The sequence below is a fragment of the Streptomyces sp. NPDC032198 genome (assembly GCF_040636975.1).
GTDB lineage: Bacteria > Actinomycetota > Actinomycetes > Streptomycetales > Streptomycetaceae > Streptomyces.
This window is the reverse complement of sequence record NZ_JBEZVL010000002.1, coordinates 643,186-663,381: the sequence shown is the minus strand read 5'-3', so window position 1 is coordinate 663,381 and position 20,196 is coordinate 643,186. Positions and strand designations below refer to the sequence as shown.

Here is a 20,196-nt window from a genome sequence, read left to right as displayed (position 1 = left end):
TTTCCCTTTCCGGCGAGTCCGACTCTACCAGATCCTTTCGGGCCTGATTCCCAGTCAGCGGGGCTTGTCTTCCCGGCTGTTGGGCCGTTCCGACGAGTGAGACTTTAGCGGAATCCTCGCTCCCGACCTAATCGGGGCGTCCTTTCGAACGCGGATTCCTCATTTCGCAAAAGCGCATGAAAACGAACAGACGACGGGTCATCGAAGAGACACGACATCGATCGCTTGAATGGTTGTTGCGGAATGGCTGCCCGGGGACCGACCAGGGGTCGGCGCTCACGCCGGACAACTCGGAGAACACTACGTACGCGGTCTGGGCGTGTCAACCCTGGTACACGGCGGCCCGGGAGGACTACCGTAGGAGCCGTGACTACACATGCGCACACCCAGCTGTGGTGGGCCGCCTGACCGGCGGCCGTACACGCATGTACTCAACGGCTGCCGACTTGGCGGCCGTTTCTTGTTTCTCCCCCTGGAGGACCCGGAGCCCGGTCGTCGGGCCGGCGGTTCTGACCAGGAGGCGGAGAGATGACGAGGATCTTCAGCGGGATCAAGCCGACGGGGCACCTGACCCTCGGGAACTACCTGGGCGCCCTGCGCCAGTGGGCCGAAGTTGATCAGCACCGGGCGGAGTCGCTGTTCAGCATCGTCGATCTGCACGCCCTGACCGTGGAGCACGATCCCGGGCGGGTGCGCAGGCTCAGTCGGCAGGCGGCGACGCTGTTCCTCGCGTCGGGCATCGATCCCGAGAGAGCCGTCGTGTTCGCCCAGAGTCATGTGGACGAGCACGCCCGGCTCTCGTACCTGCTGGAGTGCGTCGCGACGGACGGCGAGATGCGCCGGATGATCCAGTACAAGGAGAAGTCCGCGCTGGAGGCGGCGCGGGGCGGGAGTGTGCGGCTTTCGCTGCTCACCTATCCCGTGCTGATGGCGGCGGACATCCTGGCGTACGGCGCGGACGAGGTGCCGGTCGGGGACGACCAGGTGCAGCACATCGAGCTGACTCGGGATCTGGCGGTGCGGTTCAACCAGCGGTACGGACACACGTTCGTGGTGCCGCGGGCCACGTATCCCAAGGTGGCGGCCAGGGTCATGGATCTGCAGGACCCGACGTCGAAGATGGGGAAGTCCGGCGATGCCGGGGCCGGGATCGTCTATCTGCTGGACGAGCCGGACGTCGTGCGGAAGAAGATCATGCGGGCCGTCACCGACAGCGGGTCCGAGGTCGAGTACGACCGTGAGGCCAAGCCGGGCATCTCGAATCTGCTGGAGATTCTTGCGTCCTGTGAGGGTGGGAACCCCGAGGGCTTGAGCGGTGTATATGAAACGTACGGGGCTTTGAAGAAGGACACCGCCGACGCCGTGGTGGAGCTCTTGAGGCCCCTGCAGGAGAGGCACAAGGAGCTGGTTGCTGACCCCGCGTATGTAGAGGAGGTGTTGCGGCGGGGGGCCGAGCGGGCGAGGGCGATGGCCAGGCCGACGGTGGACACCGCTTATCGCGCGATCGGTCTGCTGCCGCCGGTGAACGAGGCGCGGTAGGCGCGGGGGCTGGTGGTGAGGCGCGATGCGAAGTGCTGGCGCATCGTGACCTCGCTGCCGAAGCCCGCGCGGCGTGCGACTTCGGGCATGGGCAGGTCGGTGCGTTCGAGGAGCTTCTGCGCGGTCGCCAGGCGCTGGTCCAACAGCCAGCGCAGTGGAGTGGTGCCGGTGGCCGTGGTGAAGTGACGGGCGAAGGTGCGTGCCGACATGCTTGCCCGGGTGGCGAGGTCGGTGACGGTGAGCGGTTCGTGGAGGTGACGAAGGGCGTATTCGCGTACGGAGGCGAGGGCATCGGCGTCGCGGTCGGCGTGCGGGGTGGGGTGCTCGATGAACTGGGCTTGGGTGCCGGTTCGGAAGGGGGCGGTGACCATCGAGCGGGCGATGGTCGCGGCTGCTTCGGAGCCGTGGGCCTTGCGGACCAGGTGCAGGCAGAGGTCGATGCCGGCGGCCGTGCCCGCGGCGGTCCAGATGTTGTCGTCCTCGATGAAGAGGGCGTCGGGTTCGACGGTGACAAGGGGGTGGTGGGCACGGAGCAGGTCGACGAGGCCCCAGTGGGTGATCGCGCGGCGGCCGTCGAGGAGGCCTGCCTGGGCGAGGGTGAAGGCGCCGCCGCAGAGGGCCGCGATGGTGGTGCCTCGGGTGTGTGCCTTGCGCAGGGCTTCCAGGACCGGGGGTGGTGCGGGGGTGAGGTGGTCGTCGAGGCCGGGGACGACGATCAGGTCGCTGCCGGTGAGGCGGTTCAGCCAGGCGAGGGTGCGGTCGGGGGCGAGGGTGAGGGCGCCGCGCATCGGGACGGGTGCGGGGTCGGTGCCGACACGGCGGAGATTGAAGGGGGGTACGCCTCGGTCGGTGCGGTCCGTGCCCCAGACCTCCGTGATGACCGAGACGTCGAAGGCGCGGATGCCGGGGAAGGCGAGCAGGGCGATGCGCTGGGGGGCGGTGGTGGCTGCGGTGACCGCCGTGGCGGGGGGCGTGGCGGTGGCGGGAGGCTTGGGCACGATGGCAGTAAACCATCGATCGATGGCTTTCTTTCCTCTGGGCCGGAGGGTGGTGCGTTGGCAGCATCGTCGTCATGGAGATCGCAGGGAACGCAGCGCTGGTCGTGGTGGACGTGCAGAAGGGGTTCGAGGAGGAGGAGTTCTGGGGAGCACGGAACAACCCGGGGGCCGATGAGAACATCGCGTCGCTCATCGACACCTGGCAGGCCACGGGGCGGCCGGTCGTCTTCGTACGGCATGACTCGTCTCATCCGCGGTCGCCGCTGCGGCTGGGGCATGAGGGCAACGACTTCAAGGAGTACGTCGAGCAGCGGCGGGGGAAGGGGGCCGGGTCGGAGCTGTTCGTGAGGAAGACCGTGAACTCGGCCTTCTACGGGACGCCGGATCTGGACGCGTGGTTCAAGGCGGAGGGGATCGACGAGTTCGTCGTGGCCGGGATCCAGACCAACATGTGCGTGGAGACGACCGCGCGGATGGGAGGGAACTTGGGGTATCGGGTGCTGTGCGCGCTGGATGCCACGCACACGTTCGACCTTGAGGGGCCGTTCGGCTGGCGGCGCAGTGCGGAGGAGTTGGCGCAGGCCTCGGCGGTTTCGCTGCACGGCGGGCGCTTCGCGGAGGTGCTGACCACGGAGGCTGTCGTCGACGCCGCGGGGCGGTGAGGGCTTGACGCGGTGAGGGCCTGACGCGGTGAGGGCGTGACACGGGGGATGCGGGGATCTGCCGGGGTGGGTGAGGGGTGACGTTGGGGGCGCGGTGGGTGCGCGCCCCCGGCCCTCCGGCCCCGGTCGGTCGGCTAGCTGTTGTTGCCGGAGGCCAGTTCGCGGCTGCGGTCGCGGGCGGCTTCGAGGGCGGCGATGAGGGCAGCTCGTACCCCGTGGTTCTCGAGTTCGCGGATGGCGTTGATGGTGGTGCCGGCCGGGGAGGTGACGTTCTCGCGGAGCTTGACCGGGTGTTCGCCGCTGTCGCGGAGCATCACTGCGGCGCCGATCGCGGCCTGGACGATGAGGTCGTGGGCCTTGTCGCGGGGCAGGCCGAGGAGGATGCCCGCGTCGGTCATGGCCTCGACCAGGTAGAAGAAGTACGCCGGTCCTGAGCCGGAGAGGGCCGTGCAGGCGTCCTGCTGGGTCTCGGGGACGCGGAGGGTCTTGCCGACGGCGCCGAAGATCGCCTCGGCGTGGGCGAGGTGGGTGGCGGTGGCCCGGCTGCCCGCGGAGATGACGGACATGCCTTCGTCCACGAGGACCGGGGTGTTGGGCATGACGCGGACGACGGGGGTGCCTTCGGCGAGGTGCTCCTCGATGAAGGAGGTGGTGATGCCGGCGGCGGCGCTGATGACCAGGCGGTCGGGGGCGATGTGCGGGGCGAGTTCCTCCAGGAGGCGGCCCATGTCCTGCGGCTTGACGGCGAGGATGAGGGTGTCGGCCTGCTTGGCGGCTTCGGCGTTGCTGACGGGGTCGACGCCGTAGCGGGTGCGGAGTTCCGCGGCGCGTTCGGAGCGTCGGGTGGTGACCAGGAGGTCGGCGGGGGCCCAGCCGGCCCGGATCATTCCGCTGAGGAGGGCTTCGCCGATCTTGCCGGTGCCGAGGACTGCTACGGGCTGGGGCATGTGTGGGTCACCCTCCGAGTACGGGGCTAGCGGGTCAGCGCTTCAGCTGGGTGGGGTCATCCTCGCATTGGTGGGTCAGGCGGTGCGGCGGCGGAGGGTGGCGGCGCCCAGGGCGAGGACGAGTACGGCGCAGCCCGCGACGATGACGGCGTCGCGGATGAAGTCGCCGGTGATGTCGGGGTGGCGGAGGACTTCGTTCATGCCGTCCACGGCGTAGGACATGGGGAGGACGTTGGAGATCGCTTCGAGGGCCGGCTGCATCTGGTCGCGCGGGGTGAACAGGCCGCAGAGGAGGAGCTGGGGGAAGATCACGGCCGGCATGAACTGGACGGCCTGGAACTCGGATGCCGCGAAGGCGGAGACGAAGAGCCCGAGTGCCGTGCCGAGCAGGGCGTCGAGGAGCGCGACCAGGAGCAGCAACCAGGCGGAGCCGGTGACGTCCAGGCCGAGGGCCCACAGGGCGAGGCCGGTGGCGAGGACGGACTGGATGACGGCGAGGAAACCGAAGGCGAGGGCGTAGCCCGCGATGAGGTCGCCCTTGGCGAGGGGCATCGCGAGGAGGCGTTCGAGGGTGCCCGACGTGCGTTCGCGGAGGGTGGCGATGGAGGTCACCAGGAACATCGTGATGAGGGGGAAGATGCCGAGGAGCGAGGCGCCGATGGAGTCGAAGGTCTGCGGGCTGCCGTCGAACACGTAGCGCAGGAGAAGGAGCATCACGCAGGGGACGAGCAGCATCAGCGCGATGGAGCGGGGGTCGTGGCGGAGCTGCCGCAGGACACGGGCCGCGGTGGCGAAGGTGCGGTAGGTGTTCATCGGGGGCTCCTGGCGGGGGTGGTGTCGGGGGACTTCTGGGCGGCTACTGCCTCGTCGACCAGGTGGAGGAAGGCCGCTTCGACGGTTTCGGTGGCGGTGCGGGTGCGCAGGGCCTCCGGGGTGTCGTCGGCGAGGAGCTCGCCTTCGCGCATCAGGAGGAGGCGGTGGCAGCGTTCGGCCTCGTCCATGACGTGCGAGGAGACGAGGATCGTGGTGCCTCGGTCGGCGGCGATGGAGTGGAAGAGGTTCCACAGGTCGCGGCGGAGTACGGGGTCGAGGCCGACGGTGGGTTCGTCGAGCACCAGGAGTTCTGGAGCGCCGAGGAGAGCCACCGCCAGGGAGACGCGGCTGCGCTGGCCTCCGGAGAGGTTGCCCGCGAGGGCGTCGGCGTGGGTCGTGAGGTCGACGTCTTCGATGGCCCGCGTGACGTGTTCGTGGCGGCGGTGGGCGGCGGGGCCGCGGCCGGGGTCCAGGACGGCGGCGAAGTAGTCCAGGTTCTGGCGGACGGTGAGGTCGTCGTAGACCGAGGGGCTCTGGGTGACGTAGCCGATGCGGGAGCGGAGGGCGGGGGCGCCGGCCGGCTGGTCGAGGACCTTCAGGGTGCCGGTGACCTTGGCCTGGGTGCCGACCGTTGCGCGCATGAGGGTGGATTTGCCGCACCCCGAAGGGCCCAGGAGGCCGGTGATCTGTCCCTTCGGGACGGTGAAGTTCAGGCCCTTCAGGACGGTGCGGGGGCCCCGGACGACGGTCAGGTCCGCCGCCTCGATGGCAGGCGGTTCCTCAATATTCATCATGTGATGATTATGACGCCTCCGGCGCGGGGGCCGTCAAGGGCTTCCGTCGGCGCTACCGGGCGGGGCGGAGATCCCGTACGACCGTGAGGTCCACGGCGTACGCCTCCTCCACCGTCCCCTCCGGGAAGAGGTCGAGCAGATGTGCGCGCTCGGCGGCGAGGACCGGTGCGGACTTCTCCGGGCCGAGCACGGCGAAGTAGGAGCGGCTGCCGAGGTGCCCGAGGTGTACGTCGACGGGGACGCGGCGGGTCCAGTGCAGGCGGCGGTAGACCGGACGGAGGTCCGGGAACAGGCCGAGGGCGATCTCGGCGGCGTCGGCCGTGATGCCGTGCGCGTGATAGCCGGGGAGGCGCGACTTGAGGCGTTCCTCCTGGTCGACGGTCCAGGCGGTGTCCGGGTCGGGCACGTTCCACCAGAGGGCGAGCGCGCCGCCGGGGCGCAGGACGCGCAGGGCCTCCGGCAGGGAGCGGGCCGGGTCGGTCCAGTGCCAGGACTGGGCGTAGGTGATGAGGTCGGCCGTGCCGTCCGCGAGGGGGAGGGCGTCGCCGACGGCCCGTAGGAGAGGAGTGTCCGGTAGCGCCGCCCGCAGCTGGGCACCCATGGCGGGGCCCGGTTCCACGGCCACGACCCGCGCGCCCCGGTCCAGGAGGAGACGGGTGGCTATACCGGTACCGGCACCCACGTCGACGGTGCGGGCTCCGCGCAGAGGTTGTTCCGCGAGTTCCTCGACGGTGGTGAAGAGGTGGGGCGGGTAGCCGGGCCGGGAGGCGGCGTACTGGGCGGCCACGGAGTCGAAGGAGAGGGCGAAGGGAGACGCGGCGTGATCATCCATACCCTCATCGTGACCGCTTCGGGAGTGGCGCGGGAGGGCTGGGCGTGGACCTGCCCGAGCGTGCGGGCTGCTGCGGGCTGCTGCGGGCTGCTGCGGGCTGCTGCGGGCTGCTTAAGCCTTTCTCCTCTTCCGGGACGGGTTGCCCGTGCGGCGCGTGGTGCGTTGGGTGTACTGCCGGCGGGCTGCTTCGTATTCCTCTCGGTGGAGTTGTTCGCCGGGGGCCTCGGTGAGGGAGCGGAAGAAGTGGGCGAGGAGTACGCCTACGAAGCCGATCGTCAGGAGGCCGCGCATCGAGGACTGGGACGCCGGGTCGTGGCGGCGGGTGAACCCCTCCCAGGTGCGGCGGAAGGCGACCGCGCTGCAGATCGAGAACATGATGAGGACCAGGAAGTTCACGAACGTCCCCACGTCCGCGACCGCCATGCCCTCGTACGCGAAGCGCAGCACGAAGCAGCCGGCCGCCGCCGCCAGCAGCGAGCCCACCGCGACGCCCGCGCGGCGCATGCCGTAGCCGTTGTCGTGGCCGACCCAGGTCGTGCCGAAGAAGCGGAGGGGCTCGGGCTGCGGGCCGGGGGCCGCCGAAGCGGCTGCCGTGTCCGTGCTGTCGGGGGTGCTGGAATCTGCGCTCACCCGTCGAGTATCGCCCGGCGTGGCCGCCGTACGAGTCCAGGACCTCGCCGGGCAGGCTCGCCCTATTCGTCCCCCGCCTTGCCCTCCCCTACCACTCGGCGGCTAGTTTGTGGGGCAGGACAGATAAACGGGCTCATGCGAAAACTGGTGCACGCGGGACGGGAGGTCGAGAGTGTCGCTCCGCGGAGGTGACCCCGCCGAGATCGGCGGCTACCCGCTCGAGGCACGGCTCGGCTCGGGCGGCATGGGCACCGTCTACCTGGCGCGTACGGCGTCCGGGCGGCCCGTGGCGATCAAGCTGATCCACCAGCAGTTCGCGGGGGACGAGGAATTCCGCATCCGCTTCCGGCAGGAGGTCGCGGCGGCACGGCGGGTGAGCGGCGCGTTCACCGCCGCCGTGATCGACGCCGACCCGGAGGCCGAGCACCCGTGGATGGCGACGACCTATATAGAGGGGCACACCCTCGCCCAGCAGATCGCCAAGAACGGCCCGCTGGCCGGCGCGGATCTGCGTACGCTCGCCATCGGTCTGACGGAGGCGCTGCGTGACATCCACCGTGTGGGCGTCGTGCACCGCGACCTCAAGCCCTCGAACGTCGTGCTCTCGCCCGAGGGGCCGCGCGTCATCGACTTCGGCATCTCGCGCGCCGCGGACCAGCAGACGCTGACGATGACGGGGCGGGTCATCGGTACGCCGCCCTTCATGTCGCCGGAGCAGTTGCAGGCGCCGCGCGGCGTCGGGCCGCGCTCCGACGTCTTCTCGCTGGGCACGCTGCTGGTGTACGCGGCGACGGGGCAGGGGCCGTTCGATGCGGACAGCCCTTATATGACGGCATATCAAGTGGTGCACGAGGCGCCGGAGTTGGACGCCGTACCGGCCGCGCTGCGTGCGGTGGTCGAGCCGTGCCTCGACAAGGACCCCGACGCGCGGCCCTCCGCGGACCAGCTCCTGGAGCGGCTGCGGGACCTGCCGGTCGAGTTGGGGGCCGCGGCCGGGGTGCGGGCCAGCCGTACGCGGGACATCGATACCCAGCATCACCGGCCCTCCGTGGACAGGACCGGGGCCGGGACCGACACCAGTAGCAGTGCCGGGGCCGACGGGTCTCTCAACACCCCCCGCCCCCGCCGCCGTTGGCGCACCGTTCTCGCCGCCGCCGTCGCCGTGGCCGCACTCGGCGGCGGGATCGCGGCGCTCCAGCTCGGCTCGTCCGACGACTCCACCGGCGATGACGGCGACGGCAAGGACCGCACCGTCGCGGCGGCCGAGGCTCCCCTGCCCGGCGGCTTCCGGCCGTGGCGCACGACGGTGCCCAACGACAAGGGCATCCCGGACGAGGTGCGCTGCGTGCCGCGCGGGGACGCGTTGTTCTGCGGGGGCGGCGGAGTCATCGCGACCCGGCTGCGGATCTCCGACGGCAAGGAGGTCTGGAAGGTCAAGAGCCCCGGTGTGCCCATGCAGGGCATGCACATCGTGGGCGCGACCAACGACACCGTTCTCGGCTACCGCATCCCGGATGACGCCGCCTCGTCCGGCAAGCCCGTCGAGCTGGTGGCCCTGGACGCCAGGACCAGCAAGGAACTGTGGTCACGGCCGATCGGCAGCCAGTCCCAGATCTACACCGGGCGTTCGCAGGACGCGGTCCTCTCCGGCTCGACGGTCCTCTCGGTCGACGCGGGCCGTACGCGGGTCGAGGCCAGGGACGCGCACAGCGGGCGTTCGCTCTGGTCGACGCCGTTCCCCGCGGGCTCGGAGTGCACACCGGTCCCGGCGGGCCAGCGGATGTACGCGATGTGCGCGCCCTCCGCCGAGGTCGACAACGTCGAGGTGAACCACCCCGTCCTCCACACCCTCGACCTCAAGGGGGGCACCTTCGGCAAGGGCATCCCGGTCGAGGGGCCGGTGCACCCGGTGGGTGACAGCGAGGGCAGGCTCGTCCTCCTTCACCAGCGTCTTAAGGGGCCCGAGTTCCTCGGGTACGACAAGGTGCTGCGGGTCGAACCGGGCAGCGGTCGCGTCTCGGCCCGGCCGCTGAAGAAGACGTACGGCGCCACGTCCGGCATCGCGGACGGCACGGTCTACTTCACGGAGCAGACCGGGCGGATCAGCGCGGTGGATCCCGCGACCGGCCGGCAGAAGTGGTCCCGGCAGACGAACGTCGAGGGCGCTTCGGGGCCCGTGCCGGACGCGAATCCGGTCGGCGGCAGCGGCACCGGGTCAGGAGCCGGGGCCCTGTACTTCAGCTCGGCCAGCGGGCGCGTCGTCGCCCTCTCGCCGCGCGGCGGCAAACCCCTCTGGACCACGGATCCGCGCGCGGAGGGCCTCGCCGGTGAGGTGAACGCGAGTCCGCGGGTCGCGGTCTCGGGGCGTGTGGTGGTCGTGACGGCGGCCGAGAACACCGTGTTCTCGTTCGACGCGACGAGGCCGCCGAAGTCCGGGTGAACTTCGGCGGCCTCGGCCGTCCGTGCCGTGTCGTTCCCTGCCGTGCCTGTCCTGCGTATCAGCAGCGGGGCGCCACGTAACCGTCGCTGCCCGTGCGGACGTACGTGTCGGAGACGTAGCGACCGCTGCCGATGCGGTCCCAGAGCTTCGACGTGCCGGTCGGGCCGGTGACGTTCTCGCCCGGCTTCTGGCACTGGATCGTCACCCGGGTTCCCGCCGAGAGGCGGCCCACCTTGCCGTACGACGTACCCGGACCGGAGCGGACATTGACGTCCGCCGCGATCGCGTACGTCCGTGCCGCCGCGGCCTCGACCGCCTCGACGGCTTCGACGGCCTCCGCCGACTCCGGTGCAATGACGTTCTCGCTCATGCTTCTCTCCCCCGTGAAGCGGCGGCTCGGGGCCGCCCTGTGCATGGTCGTCACAGGGTGGACGCGTGAGCGAGGCGGGACGGTTGCGGCTTCGCCGGGCCGGGTGTCTAGCCGAGCTTCGACACGTCGCGCACCGCGCCGCGGTCCGCGCTCGTGGCCATCGCCGCGTAGGCCCGCAGGGCCGCCGAGACCTTGCGCTCACGGGACTTGGGGGCGTAGACGCCGCCCAGGGCCTCGCGGCGGCGGGTCAGCTCGGCCTCGTCGACGAGGAGTTCGATGCCGCGGTTCGGGATGTCGATGCGGATGCGGTCGCCGTCCTCGACCAGGGCGATCGTGCCGCCGGACGCCGCCTCGGGCGACGCGTGGCCGATCGACAGGCCCGACGTACCGCCGGAGAAGCGGCCGTCCGTGACCAGGGCGCAGGCCTTGCCGAGGCCGCGGCCCTTCAGGAAGGAGGTGGGGTAGAGCATCTCCTGCATGCCGGGGCCGCCCTTGGGGCCCTCGTAGCGGATGACGACCACGTCGCCTTCCTTGATCTGCTTCTTGAGGATCTTGTCGACCGCTTCTTCCTGCGACTCGCAGACCACGGCCGGACCCTCGAACGTCCAGATCGACTCGTCGACGCCCGCCGTCTTCACGACACAGCCGTCCACGGCGAGGTTGCCCTTGAGGACCGCGAGGCCGCCGTCCTTCGAGTACGCGTGGGCCGCGTCCCTGATGCAGCCGCCCGCGGCGTCCGTGTCCAGGCTGTCCCAGCGCTTCGACTGGGAGAAGGCGGTCGCCGAGCGCTCGCAGCCCGGGGCCGCGTACCAGAGGTCGACCGCCTCGTCCGACGGCGAACCGCCGCGCACGTCCCACGTCTCCAGCCAGTCCTTGATGGACGCGGAGTGGACCGTGTGCACGTCCTCGTTCAGGAGGCCCGCGCGGTACAGCTCGCCGAGGATCGCGGGGATGCCGCCGGCGCGGTGCACGTCCTCCATGTAGTACGTGCCGCCGGGGGCGACGTTCGGGGCGACCTTGGCCAGGCAGGGCACGCGGCGCGAGACCTCGTCCATGTCAGCCAGGGTGTAGTCGAGCTCGGCCTCCTGGGCGGCGGCCAGGAGGTGCAGGATCGTGTTCGTGGAGCCGCCCATGGAGATGTCGAGCGCCATGGCGTTGTCGAAGGCGGCGCGCGTGGCGATGTTGCGCGGCAGGACCGACGCGTCGTCGCCGTCGTAGTAGCGCTTGGCGATCTCGACGACCGTCCGGCCCGCGTTCTCGTACAGCGCCTTGCGGCCGGTGTGCGTGGCGAGCATCGAGCCGTTGCCCGGCAGGGAGAGGCCGATGGCCTCGGTCAGGCAGTTCATGGAGTTGGCGGTGAACATGCCGGAACAGCTGCCGCAGGTCGGGCAGGCGTTCTCCTCGATACGGAGGATGTCCTCGTCCGAGACGCTCTCGTCGACCGCGTCACTGATCGCGTTGACCAGGTCCAGTTTGCGGACCGTGCCGTCGACCAGCGTGGCCTTGCCGGCCTCCATCGGGCCGCCGGAGACGAAGACCGTCGGGATGTTGAGGCGCAGGGCCGCGTTCAGCATGCCGGGGGTGATCTTGTCGCAGTTGGAGATGCAGATCAGCGCGTCGGCGCAGTGCGCCTCCACCATGTACTCCACCGAGTCCGCGATCAGGTCGCGGGAGGGCAGGGAGTAGAGCATGCCGCCGTGGCCCATCGCGATGCCGTCGTCCACGGCGATCGTGTTGAACTCGCGGGGGATGGCGCCCGCCGCGGTGATCGCCTCGGAGACGATCCGGCCGACCGGCTGCAGGTGGGTGTGGCCCGGGACGAACTCGGTGAAGGAGTTGGCGACGGCGATGATCGGCTTACGCCCGATGTCCGCGCCGGGTACACCGGAGGCACGCATAAGGGCGCGCGCGCCCGCCATGTTGCGGCCGTGGGTGACTGTGCGGGACCTGAGCTCGGGCATCGTCGCTCGCTCCTTCAGGATCGGAGAATCCGGGTAGCAGAAGCCATCTTCAGAGAGATATGACTGCTGTCGAGCGTACGCCGCCGCTCCACGATCTGGACAGGCTGTCCGAATAGCGGGACGGCCGTCTCGGTGAGCGGCCTGCCCGGAGCACCTCAGGGCCCGGTCAGATGCCCCTGCACCACCGGCGCGATCCGCGCGATGATCGCCTCCGGGTCCGCCGACGCGAGCGGCTCCACCTGGATCACGTACCGCAGCATCGCGGTGCCGACGAGCTGCGCGGCCGCCAGTTCCGCCCGCAGCTCCGCGTCCGGCTGGTCGATTCGGCTCGCCATCCTGCCGAGGAGCTGCGCCGCGATGAGGCGGCGGAAGACGGCCGCCGCCGTGTCGTTGTTCACCGCCGAGCGCACGATCGCCAGGAGCGGGACGCGGGTCGCGGGGTTCTCCCAGACGCCGAAGATGAAGCGGGTCAGGCGCTCGCCGACGCCGTCGAGGGGGCCGTCCTCGATGGCCGAGGGCGCGTCGAGCGCGGGCGCGAAGGCCACCTCGATCGACGAGGCGAAGACCTGCTCCTTCGTACCGAAGTAGTGGTGCACGAGCGCCGAGTCCACCCCGGCGGCCTTGGCGATCCCGCGCACGGACGTCTTCTCGTACCCACGGGCGGAGAACTCGGTGCGGGCCGCCTCCAGGATGCGGTCCCGCATCGCAGGGCCCTCGGCGGACTGCGTACGGGAGGGACGTCCCCTGCGGCGGGGTGCCGCACCGTCCTGTGCCGCACCGCCCCGTGCCGACGCCGTCACGACCGGGGCACCTTCACCGCGGACGCCAGATGCAGCCGCGTGTAGGCGAGGGCCTCGGCGAGGTCGGCCTCGCGTTCGGCGCTGGACATCGCGCGGCGCGTATTGACCTCGATGACGACGTGGCCGTCGAAGCCGGTCGTCGCGAGGCGCTCCAGGAGTTCGGCGCACGGCTGCGTGCCGCGGCCGGGCACCAGGTGCTCGTCCTTGGCGGAGCCCTTGCCGTCGGCGAGGTGGACGTGCCCGAGGCGGTCGCCCATGCGGTCGATCATCTGCATCGCGTCCGTACGGGCGGTCGCGGTGTGGCTGAGGTCGACCGTGAAGTGGCGGTAGTCCTCCTTGGTGACGTCCCAGTCGGGGGCGTAGGCGAGCATCTCGCGGTCGCGGTAGCGCCACGGATACATGTTCTCTACGGCGAACCGGACGTCCGTCTCGTCCGCCATCCGCCAGATTCCGTCGACGAAGGCGTTCGCGTACCCCCGCTGCCAGCGGAAGGGCGGATGCACGACGACGGTCGACGCGCCCAGCTTCTCGGCGGCGGCCTGCGCGCGCTGGAGCTTCACCCAGGGGTCCGTGGACCACACGCGCTGCGTGATCAGCAGACACGGGGCGTGAACGGCGAGGATCGGGATCTGGTGGTAGTCGCTGAGTCTGCGCAGGGCCTCGACGTCCTGGCTCACGGGGTCGGTCCACACCATGACCTCGACACCGTCGTAACCCAGGCGTGCGGCGATCTCGAAGGCCGTCGCCGTCGACTCCGGATAGACCGAGGCCGTCGACAGGGCGACCTTCGCATCCGGGATGCGCACCACTGGTTCTGCCACGAGGGACAGCGTACGGGCCGCGCCCGGGCACCGGGGAGGTGGTCTCCCGCACACCCGGGCCGGATGTGACGTACGTCTACGCCTCGTCGTCGGTGGTGGCGACCTGGGTGGCCGGAAGGTGGTCGAGCCGGCGCAGGATCACGCCCTCGCGCAGAGCCCACGGGCAGATCTCCAGCGTCTCGACGCCGAAGAGATCCATCGCACCCTCGGCGACGAGCGCCCCCGCGAGCAGTTGTCCCGCCCGCCCCTCGGAGACCCCGGGCAGCTCGGCGCGCTCGGCCGCCGTCATCGCGGCCAGCTGCGGGACCCAGTCCTCCAGGGACTTCCGCTTCAGCTCGCGCTGGACGTAGAGGCCCTCGGCGGAGCGCGCGGCGCCCGCGAGCCTGGCCAGTTGCTTGAACGTCTTCGACGTCGCCACTACGTGGTCCGGGGCGCCGAAGCGGGTGAACTCGCCCACCGTGCGCGCGATCTGGGCGCGCGCGTGCCGCCGCAGCGCCCGCACGTCGGCGGGGTCCGGCGGGTCCTGGGTCAGCCAGGCCGAGGTGAGGCGGCCCGCGCCGAGCGGCAGGCTGACCGCCGCGTCCGGTTCCTCGTCGATCCCGTACGCGATTTCGAGCGAGCCGCCGCCGATGTCGATGACCAGGAGCTTTCCCGCCGACCAGCCGAACCAGCGGCGGGCCGCGAGGAAGGTGAGGCGGGCCTCCTCGGCGCCGGAGAGGACCTGGAGGTCGACGCCGGTCTCCTCCTTGACCCGGGCCAGGACCTGGTCGGCGTTGCTGGCCTCGCGGACGGCGGAGGTCGCGAACGGCAGCAGATCCTCCACGCCCTTGTCCTCGGCGGCCTCCATCGCGTCCCGCACGGTGGCGACGAGGAGGTCGACGCCTTCGGGGCCGATGGCACCGGCGTCGTCGAGCAGTTGGGCGAGGCGCAGGTCCGCCTTGTGCGAGTAAGCGGGCAGGGGGCGCGCGCCGGGGTGGGCGTCCACCACCAGCAGATGCACCGTGTTCGAACCTACGTCGAGGACACCGAGTCTCATATACGGAACGCTACTGCGCGTGCGGCCGTCGCTGGTCCTCGGACCGGGTACCGCGCGCATACCCTGGAGACGTGCCAAAGACGAAAAAGGCGAAGACCGACAAAACGAAGTCACAGAAGAAGTCGGGGAAGCCGGAGAAGCCGGGAAAGGTGCAGCCGGACGAGAAGGGCCTCGACTTCGCCCGCGCCTGGGTGGAGTTCCCGGATCCCGCGGACGACGAGCAGGTCTTCCGCTGCGATCTGACATGGCTGACCTCTCGGTGGAGCTGCATCTTCGGCAGTGGCTGCCAGGGCATCCAGGCGGGCCGGGCGGACGACGGCTGCTGCACGCTGGGCGCGCACTTCTCGGACGAGGACGACGAGAAGCGGGTCGCCGAGTCCGTGGCGCGGCTCACCCCCGACATCTGGCAGCACCACGACATCGGCACGGTGAGCGGCTGGGTGTCGACGGACGACGACGGCGAACGCCAGACCCGTCCGTACAACGGCTCCTGCATCTTCCAGAACCGCCCCGGTTTCGCCGGGGGCGCCGGGTGCTCGCTGCACATCCTGGCGCTGAAGGAGGGGCGTGAGCCGCTGGAGACGAAGCCGGACGTCTGCTGGCAGCTGCCGGTCCGACGGACGTACGACTGGATCGACCGGCCCGACGACACGCGCGTCCTGCAGGTGACGATCGGGGAGTACGACCGGCGCGGCTGGGGCCCCGGAGGCCACGACCTGCACTGGTGGTGCACGTCGGCGACGTCGGCGCACGGCGCCGGTGACCCGGTGTACGTCTCCTACCGCCCCGAGCTGACGGAGCTGATGGGCAAGGAGGGGTACGACCGGCTCGCGGAGCTGTGCGAGGAACGCCTCGCGTCCCAGCTGCCGTTGCTCGCGCCGCATCCGGCGGATCCCTCTCGCTGAAACCTGCTGCCCCCGGGCCTTGCGTGCCGCGATCACCGGCTCCGCCGAGTTCGTCCTCAATCGCCGGACAGGCTAAGAAGTCGGACTCGGGCCACCGCTGTCGCTCGGCGGTGGCGTCGAGTCCCCCGGGTCTGACGGGGTCGGCGTCGGGTCCGGCGGGGTCGGGTCCGGGTCCGACGGCGTAGGCGTCGGGTCCGGGGTCGTAGGCGTCGGCCTCGGCTTCGGGGGCGTCGGCGTGGGCCTCGGGCCCGGATGCGTCGGGCGGCCCGATCCGCTGCCGTACCCGTCGATCGAGATGATCGCCCCCGAGGGCGCGATGGAGACGCGTGCGCTCCAGTGTCCGGCCGGCTCCCGCGCGTGGTCGACGTACACCCTGATCGTGAACGTCTCCCCCGGGGCGAGCGTCCCGGACGAACGGCTCAGGTAGAGCCAGGACGCCCCGGAGCTCGCCGACCAGTGGACCGGCTCGCCCCCGGACGCGGAGAGCGTGATCAGTGTCGTGCCGCCGCTCGACTGCGCCTGGACGGTGAGGCGTCCCGCGCCGGTCCCCGAACGGGACGGGGGCGATCCGGGGCTGATGACCTCCACGGAGACGTCCGGCGAGCGGCTGCCCGCGGTGAAGCGGGGGTCGGGCGGGGTGTCGGCGTTGCCCGCGTTCTCGTAGTCCTCGCGCCTGCGGTCGCCGTTCATCGAGTCGGAGCCGTCCTCGCTCGCGCTGACCGAGCGGCCGTCCTGGCCCTCGCCGGTCAGGGGCGCGCCTCTGTACGCCGCCCAGAGCGCGAGCACCGGGGCGGCCACCACGGTGGCGACGACGGTCGTCGTCACGGCACGCGCGCGCATCCGGTCGCGGCGGGCCGCGTGGTCCTTGGGGTCCATCGGGAAGCCGCGCCGGTCGAAGCGCGGAGCGGCGACCCGCGCGCGCGGGACGTGCGCCATCGCCACGTGCACGGCGGCCCGGGGGGCCTCGATGACGGGCAGCGCCGCGGGCGACGCGGCCGTGCCGGGCCAGGCGCCGGAGCCGGCGCGCTCGGCGGTGCGGCGGCAGCGCGGGCAGTCGTCGACGTGCCGGACCAGTTCGCGGCGCAGGGCCGTGCCCAGGAGGAGCTGGTTGTCGCCGGTGAGGCGGGCGACGATCGGGCAGGTGCCGGTCTCCACGACGGCGAGCGCGGCGCGGGTGCGCTCGACCTCGCAGGCGGCGGACGCGAGGAGGTCGCGCGCCTTCACGAGGTCCATGCCGATGACCGCGGCGACTTCCTTGGGGGTGAGCTGATGCCGTACGGCGAGCTCCAGGGCCTCGCGCTGTTCGGGCGTCGTCCCCGCGGCCTCCGGCCAGGCGAGCTGGGCGAGTTCACGGCGGCGCTGCCGCTCCGTCTCGTCCGGCGGCGCGTCGGCCCCGTCCTGCTTCGGGACGCGGGACGCCGCTCCGGAGGCGTGCGCGCCCTGCCGCTTGCGCTTGGCGTCGGCGAGGGCGCGCAGGCAGACCCAGCGGGCGAGTGCGTACAGCCAGGACTTCAGCTCGGCCTCGGTGCCGGGGCCGCGTGAGCCGCGGCGCTCGGCGATGGCGAGGACGTCGCCCAGGGCGGCGGTCGCGGCGTCGTGATCGCAGAGCACGGACAGGCAGTACGTGAACAGGCCGTCCAGACAGGGCTCATAGCGTGCGGGGGGCGCCTGCGGCACCGAGCGGGGCACAACGCGCTGGCGCGCGTCACGATGCGCCCGGTGTGCGCCGGTTGCTTGGGTGGGGGTTTCCGGCCTGCTGCTCATCACCCGTGCGAAGTTAGGCGGATGATGCCGGGTCCCTCTTCCCACTTGAGCACATTTAATCCTTACGGGTGAACAGATCCCTCAAAAGGGGACAGGAACCCATGATTCCGTGACGCGCGCCCCCGAGCGGAACGGAGCGCGTGCGCCGTGGTCGGCGCTGTCGGCGTTGTGAGCGCTGTCGGCGCTGTCGGCGCTGTCAGTGGCGCCCGCTACGGTTCGTTCCATGGTTGCCCGTACGAAGTCCGGCAAAGACCGGCCGTCCTATCGCTGCACCGAATGCGGCTGGCAGACGGCCAAGTGGCTCGGCCGCTGCCCCGAGTGCCAGGCCTGGGGGACGGTCGAGGAGTACGGCGCGCCCGCGGTCCGCACCACCGCCCCTGGTCGGGTCACCTCGTCCGCCCTGCCCATCGGCCAGGTCGACGGCCGCCAGGCCACCGCGCGCTCCACCGGCGTGCCCGAGTTCGACCGCGTCCTGGGCGGCGGCCTCGTCCCCGGCGCCGTGGCGCTCCTCGCCGGCGAGCCGGGCGTCGGCAAGTCGACGCTCCTCCTGGACGTCGCGGCGAAGTCGGCGAGCGACGAGCACCGCACCCTGTACGTCACGGGCGAGGAGTCGGCGAGCCAGGTCCGCCTGCGCGCCGACCGCATCAAGGCCATCGACGACCACCTCTATCTGGCGGCGGAGACCGATCTCGCCGCCGTTCTCGGTCACTTGGACGCCGTGAAGCCGTCCCTCCTGATCCTCGACTCGGTCCAGACGATCGCCTCGCCGGAGATCGACGGGGCGCCGGGCGGCATGGCCCAGGTCCGCGAGGTGGCGGGCGCGCTGATCCGCGCCTCCAAGGAACGCGCCATGTCGACGCTCCTGGTCGGCCACGTCACCAAGGACGGCGCGATCGCGGGCCCCCGCCTTCTGGAGCACCTCGTGGACGTCGTCCTGTCCTTCGAGGGCGACCGCCACGCGCGCCTGCGTCTCGTACGGGGCGTCAAGAACCGGTACGGGACGACGGACGAGGTCGGCTGCTTCGAGCTGCACGACGAGGGCATCACCGGCCTCGCCGACCCCAGCGGCCTCTTCCTCACCCGCCGCACGGAGGCCGTCCCCGGCACCTGCCTGACCGTCACGCTCGAAGGCCGCCGCCCGCTGGTCGCCGAGGTCCAGGCGCTCACCGTCGACTCCCAGATCCCCTCCCCCAGGCGCACCACGTCCGGCCTGGAGACCTCCCGCGTCTCGATGATGCTGGCCGTCCTGGAGCAGCGGGGCCGCATCACCGCCCTGGGCAAGCGCGACATCTACAGCGCGACGGTCGGCGGCGTGAAGCTCTCCGAGCCGGCCGCGGACCTCGCGATCGCGCTCGCCCTGGCCAGCGCGGCGAGCGACACCCCGCTGCCGAAAAATCTCGTGGCGATCGGCGAAGTGGGCCTCGCGGGCGAGGTCAGACGGGTCACGGGGGTCCAGCGCAGGCTGGCCGAGGCGCACCGTCTGGGCTTCACACATGCCCTCGTGCCCGCCGATCCGGGCAAGGTCCCGCCCGGTATGAAGGTCACCGAAGTCGCCGACATGGGGGACGCGCTGCGAGTCCTTCCGAGGTCGCGTCGCAGAGAGGCCCCACGGGAGGGCGAAGAGCGCCGGTAGACTTTGCCCTGGTCTCGCCCATCCGTACGAAGCAGTCGTGCGGACCGGGGCTAGGACAACCCGCGACCCGAGGAGTGCAGTGGCAGCCAACGACCGGGCGTCAGCTCCCGGCAAGCCCGGCGGGAGCTCCGGTGCCGAAGGGCTGATGCGCGCCTCCCTGAGCGCGGTCGCGCCCGGCACGGGCCTGCGCGACGGACTCGAGCGCATCCTCCGCGGCAACACCGGAGGGCTGATCGTCCTCGGCTGGGACAAGACCGTCGAATCGATGTGTACGGGCGGCTTCATCCTGGACGTCGAGTTCACGGCGACGCGCCTGCGCGAGCTGTGCAAGCTCGACGGCGGCATCGTCGTCGACAAGGACATCACCAAGATCCTGCGGGCGGGCGTGCAGCTCGTCCCCGACCCGACGATCCCCACGGAGGAGACGGGCACCCGGCACCGCACCGCGGACCGCGTGTCCAAGCAGGTGGGCTTCCCCATCGTCTCCGTCTCCCAGTCCATGCGCCTCATCGCGCTCTACGTGGACGGGCAGCGCAAGGTCCTGGAGGACTCGGCGGCGATCCTGTCCCGCGCCAACCAGGCCCTCGCGACCCTGGAGCGCTACAAACTGCGCCTCGACGAGGTGGCGGGCACGCTGTCGGCCCTGGAGATCGAGGACCTGGTGACGGTCCGCGATGTCACGGCCGTCGCCCAGCGCCTGGAGATGGTGCGCCGCATCGCCACGGAGATCGCCGAGTACGTGGTGGAGCTCGGCACCGACGGCCGTCTCCTCGCCCTCCAGCTGGACGAGTTGATCGCGGGCGTCGAGCCGGAGCGCGAGCTGGTCGTCCGGGACTACGTTCCCGAGCCGACCGCGAAGCGCTCCCGGACGGTCGAGGAGGCGCTCTTCGAACTGGACGCGCTCTCGCACGCGGAGCTGCTTGAACTGCCGACCGTGGCGCGGGCATTGGGGTACACGGGCTCGCCCGAGGCGCTGGACTCCGCGGTCTCCCCGCGGGGCTTCCGCCTCCTGGCGAAGGTGCCGCGGCTGCCCGGGGCGATCATCGACCGGCTCGTGGAGCACTTCGGGGGGCTGCAGAAGCTGCTCGCCGCGAGCGTCGATGACCTTCAGACGGTGGACGGGGTGGGCGAGGCCCGCGCCCGGAGCGTGCGCGAGGGGCTCTCGCGGCTTGCGGAGTCTTCCATCCTGGAGCGGTACGTCTAAAGGGTGCTGCTGGGTGGGTGGAGATTTTCCCACCCACCCGATCACTC

The 20,196-nt window shown here is 71.2% G+C and carries 18 protein-coding genes; 6 read left to right on the top strand and 12 right to left on the bottom strand.

Translation table 11 applies throughout. The annotated features are described in order from the left end of the window. Window positions 1-528: 528 nt before the first annotated feature. Window positions 529-1,539 (top strand): tryptophan--tRNA ligase, encoded by a 1,011-nt coding sequence (gene trpS / locus AB0E78_RS08175; protein ID WP_361829501.1) that lies wholly within the window; start codon window positions 529-531, stop codon window positions 1,537-1,539. On the opposite strand, the gene AB0E78_RS08170 is transcribed toward trpS, so the two are convergent. Next, window positions 1,494-2,465: a helix-turn-helix domain-containing protein gene (locus AB0E78_RS08170; RefSeq protein WP_361829555.1), complete on the bottom strand. Its 972-nt coding sequence runs from the start codon at window positions 2,463-2,465 to the stop codon at window positions 1,494-1,496. The two genes, trpS and AB0E78_RS08170, sit on opposite strands and share 46 nt — an antisense overlap. Before the next feature lie 146 nt (window positions 2,466-2,611). Between AB0E78_RS08170 and AB0E78_RS08165 the strand changes: the two genes are divergently transcribed. Next, entirely contained in the window at window positions 2,612-3,199 is a 588-nt protein-coding gene (locus AB0E78_RS08165) for a cysteine hydrolase family protein (protein WP_361829499.1), read from the top strand. A gap of 134 nt (window positions 3,200-3,333) precedes the next feature. Here AB0E78_RS08165 and proC read toward each other — a convergent pair whose 3' ends face one another. From proC to AB0E78_RS08140, 5 genes are all read right to left on the bottom strand, one after another. Further along, window positions 3,334-4,146, bottom strand: coding sequence for a pyrroline-5-carboxylate reductase (proC, locus tag AB0E78_RS08160; protein WP_361829497.1), 813 nt, complete (start codon window positions 4,144-4,146; stop codon window positions 3,334-3,336). Window positions 4,147-4,221: 75 nt separating this feature from the next. Beyond that, window positions 4,222-4,959 carry an ABC transporter permease gene (locus AB0E78_RS08155; RefSeq protein ID WP_361829495.1) on the bottom strand — a complete coding sequence of 246 codons (738 nt, stop codon included), beginning with the start codon at window positions 4,957-4,959 and terminating at the stop codon, window positions 4,222-4,224. Next, window positions 4,956-5,753: an ABC transporter ATP-binding protein gene (locus AB0E78_RS08150; RefSeq protein WP_361829493.1), complete on the bottom strand. Its 798-nt coding sequence runs from the start codon at window positions 5,751-5,753 to the stop codon at window positions 4,956-4,958. Before AB0E78_RS08150 ends, AB0E78_RS08155 begins: the two co-directional genes overlap by 4 nt. A gap of 52 nt (window positions 5,754-5,805) precedes the next feature. Continuing rightward, complete coding sequence (locus AB0E78_RS08145; RefSeq protein ID WP_361829491.1) at window positions 5,806-6,585, bottom strand: class I SAM-dependent methyltransferase; 780 nt, start codon at window positions 6,583-6,585, stop codon at window positions 5,806-5,808. Between the two features lie 111 nt (window positions 6,586-6,696). Then, entirely contained in the window at window positions 6,697-7,215 is a 519-nt protein-coding gene (locus tag AB0E78_RS08140; protein ID WP_361829489.1) for an EamA/RhaT family transporter, read from the bottom strand. Window positions 7,216-7,387: 172 nt separating this feature from the next. On the opposite strand from AB0E78_RS08140, the gene AB0E78_RS08135 reads away from it, so the two are divergent. Beyond that, window positions 7,388-9,655, top strand: a complete 2,268-nt coding sequence (locus AB0E78_RS08135) for a PQQ-binding-like beta-propeller repeat protein (protein WP_361829487.1) — start codon at window positions 7,388-7,390, stop codon at window positions 9,653-9,655. 58 nt (window positions 9,656-9,713) lie between these two features. Here AB0E78_RS08135 and AB0E78_RS08130 read toward each other — a convergent pair whose 3' ends face one another. From AB0E78_RS08130 to AB0E78_RS08110, 5 genes are all read right to left on the bottom strand, one after another. After that, window positions 9,714-10,025 carry an SH3 domain-containing protein gene (locus AB0E78_RS08130; protein ID WP_361829485.1) on the bottom strand — a complete coding sequence of 104 codons (312 nt, stop codon included), beginning with the start codon at window positions 10,023-10,025 and terminating at the stop codon, window positions 9,714-9,716. A 107-nt stretch (window positions 10,026-10,132) separates the two neighbouring features. Beyond that, window positions 10,133-11,986: a dihydroxy-acid dehydratase gene (ilvD, locus tag AB0E78_RS08125; protein WP_361829483.1), complete on the bottom strand. Its 1,854-nt coding sequence runs from the start codon at window positions 11,984-11,986 to the stop codon at window positions 10,133-10,135. Window positions 11,987-12,141: 155 nt separating this feature from the next. Then, window positions 12,142-12,786 (bottom strand): TetR family transcriptional regulator, encoded by a 645-nt coding sequence (locus tag AB0E78_RS08120; protein WP_361829481.1) that lies wholly within the window; start codon window positions 12,784-12,786, stop codon window positions 12,142-12,144. Beyond that, window positions 12,783-13,607 (bottom strand): sugar phosphate isomerase/epimerase, encoded by an 825-nt coding sequence (locus AB0E78_RS08115; RefSeq protein ID WP_361829480.1) that lies wholly within the window; start codon window positions 13,605-13,607, stop codon window positions 12,783-12,785. Before AB0E78_RS08115 ends, AB0E78_RS08120 begins: the two co-directional genes overlap by 4 nt. Window positions 13,608-13,683: 76 nt before the next feature. Beyond that, the gene (locus AB0E78_RS08110; RefSeq protein ID WP_361829478.1) at window positions 13,684-14,643 is read right to left on the bottom strand and encodes a Ppx/GppA phosphatase family protein; all 960 of its coding nucleotides are present in this window, start codon (window positions 14,641-14,643) and stop codon (window positions 13,684-13,686) included. 71 nt (window positions 14,644-14,714) lie between these two features. Here AB0E78_RS08110 and AB0E78_RS08105 point away from each other — a divergent pair, with 71 nt between their 5' ends. Beyond that, a complete protein-coding gene (locus AB0E78_RS08105; protein WP_361829476.1) occupies window positions 14,715-15,548 on the top strand; it encodes a hypothetical protein in 834 nt (277 codons plus the stop codon). 72 nt (window positions 15,549-15,620) lie between these two features. Here AB0E78_RS08105 and AB0E78_RS08100 read toward each other — a convergent pair whose 3' ends face one another. Continuing rightward, window positions 15,621-17,312 (bottom strand): hypothetical protein, encoded by a 1,692-nt coding sequence (locus tag AB0E78_RS08100; protein WP_361829474.1) that lies wholly within the window; start codon window positions 17,310-17,312, stop codon window positions 15,621-15,623. Between the two features lie 223 nt (window positions 17,313-17,535). Here AB0E78_RS08100 and radA point away from each other — a divergent pair, with 223 nt between their 5' ends. Both radA and disA read left to right on the top strand, forming a co-directional pair. Then, window positions 17,536-18,945: a DNA repair protein RadA gene (gene radA, locus AB0E78_RS08095; RefSeq protein WP_361829472.1), complete on the top strand. Its 1,410-nt coding sequence runs from the start codon at window positions 17,536-17,538 to the stop codon at window positions 18,943-18,945. Window positions 18,946-19,024: 79 nt separating this feature from the next. Next, a complete protein-coding gene (gene disA, locus AB0E78_RS08090) occupies window positions 19,025-20,149 on the top strand; it encodes a DNA integrity scanning diadenylate cyclase DisA (RefSeq protein ID WP_249588570.1) in 1,125 nt (374 codons plus the stop codon). Window positions 20,150-20,196: the final 47 nt, after the last annotated feature.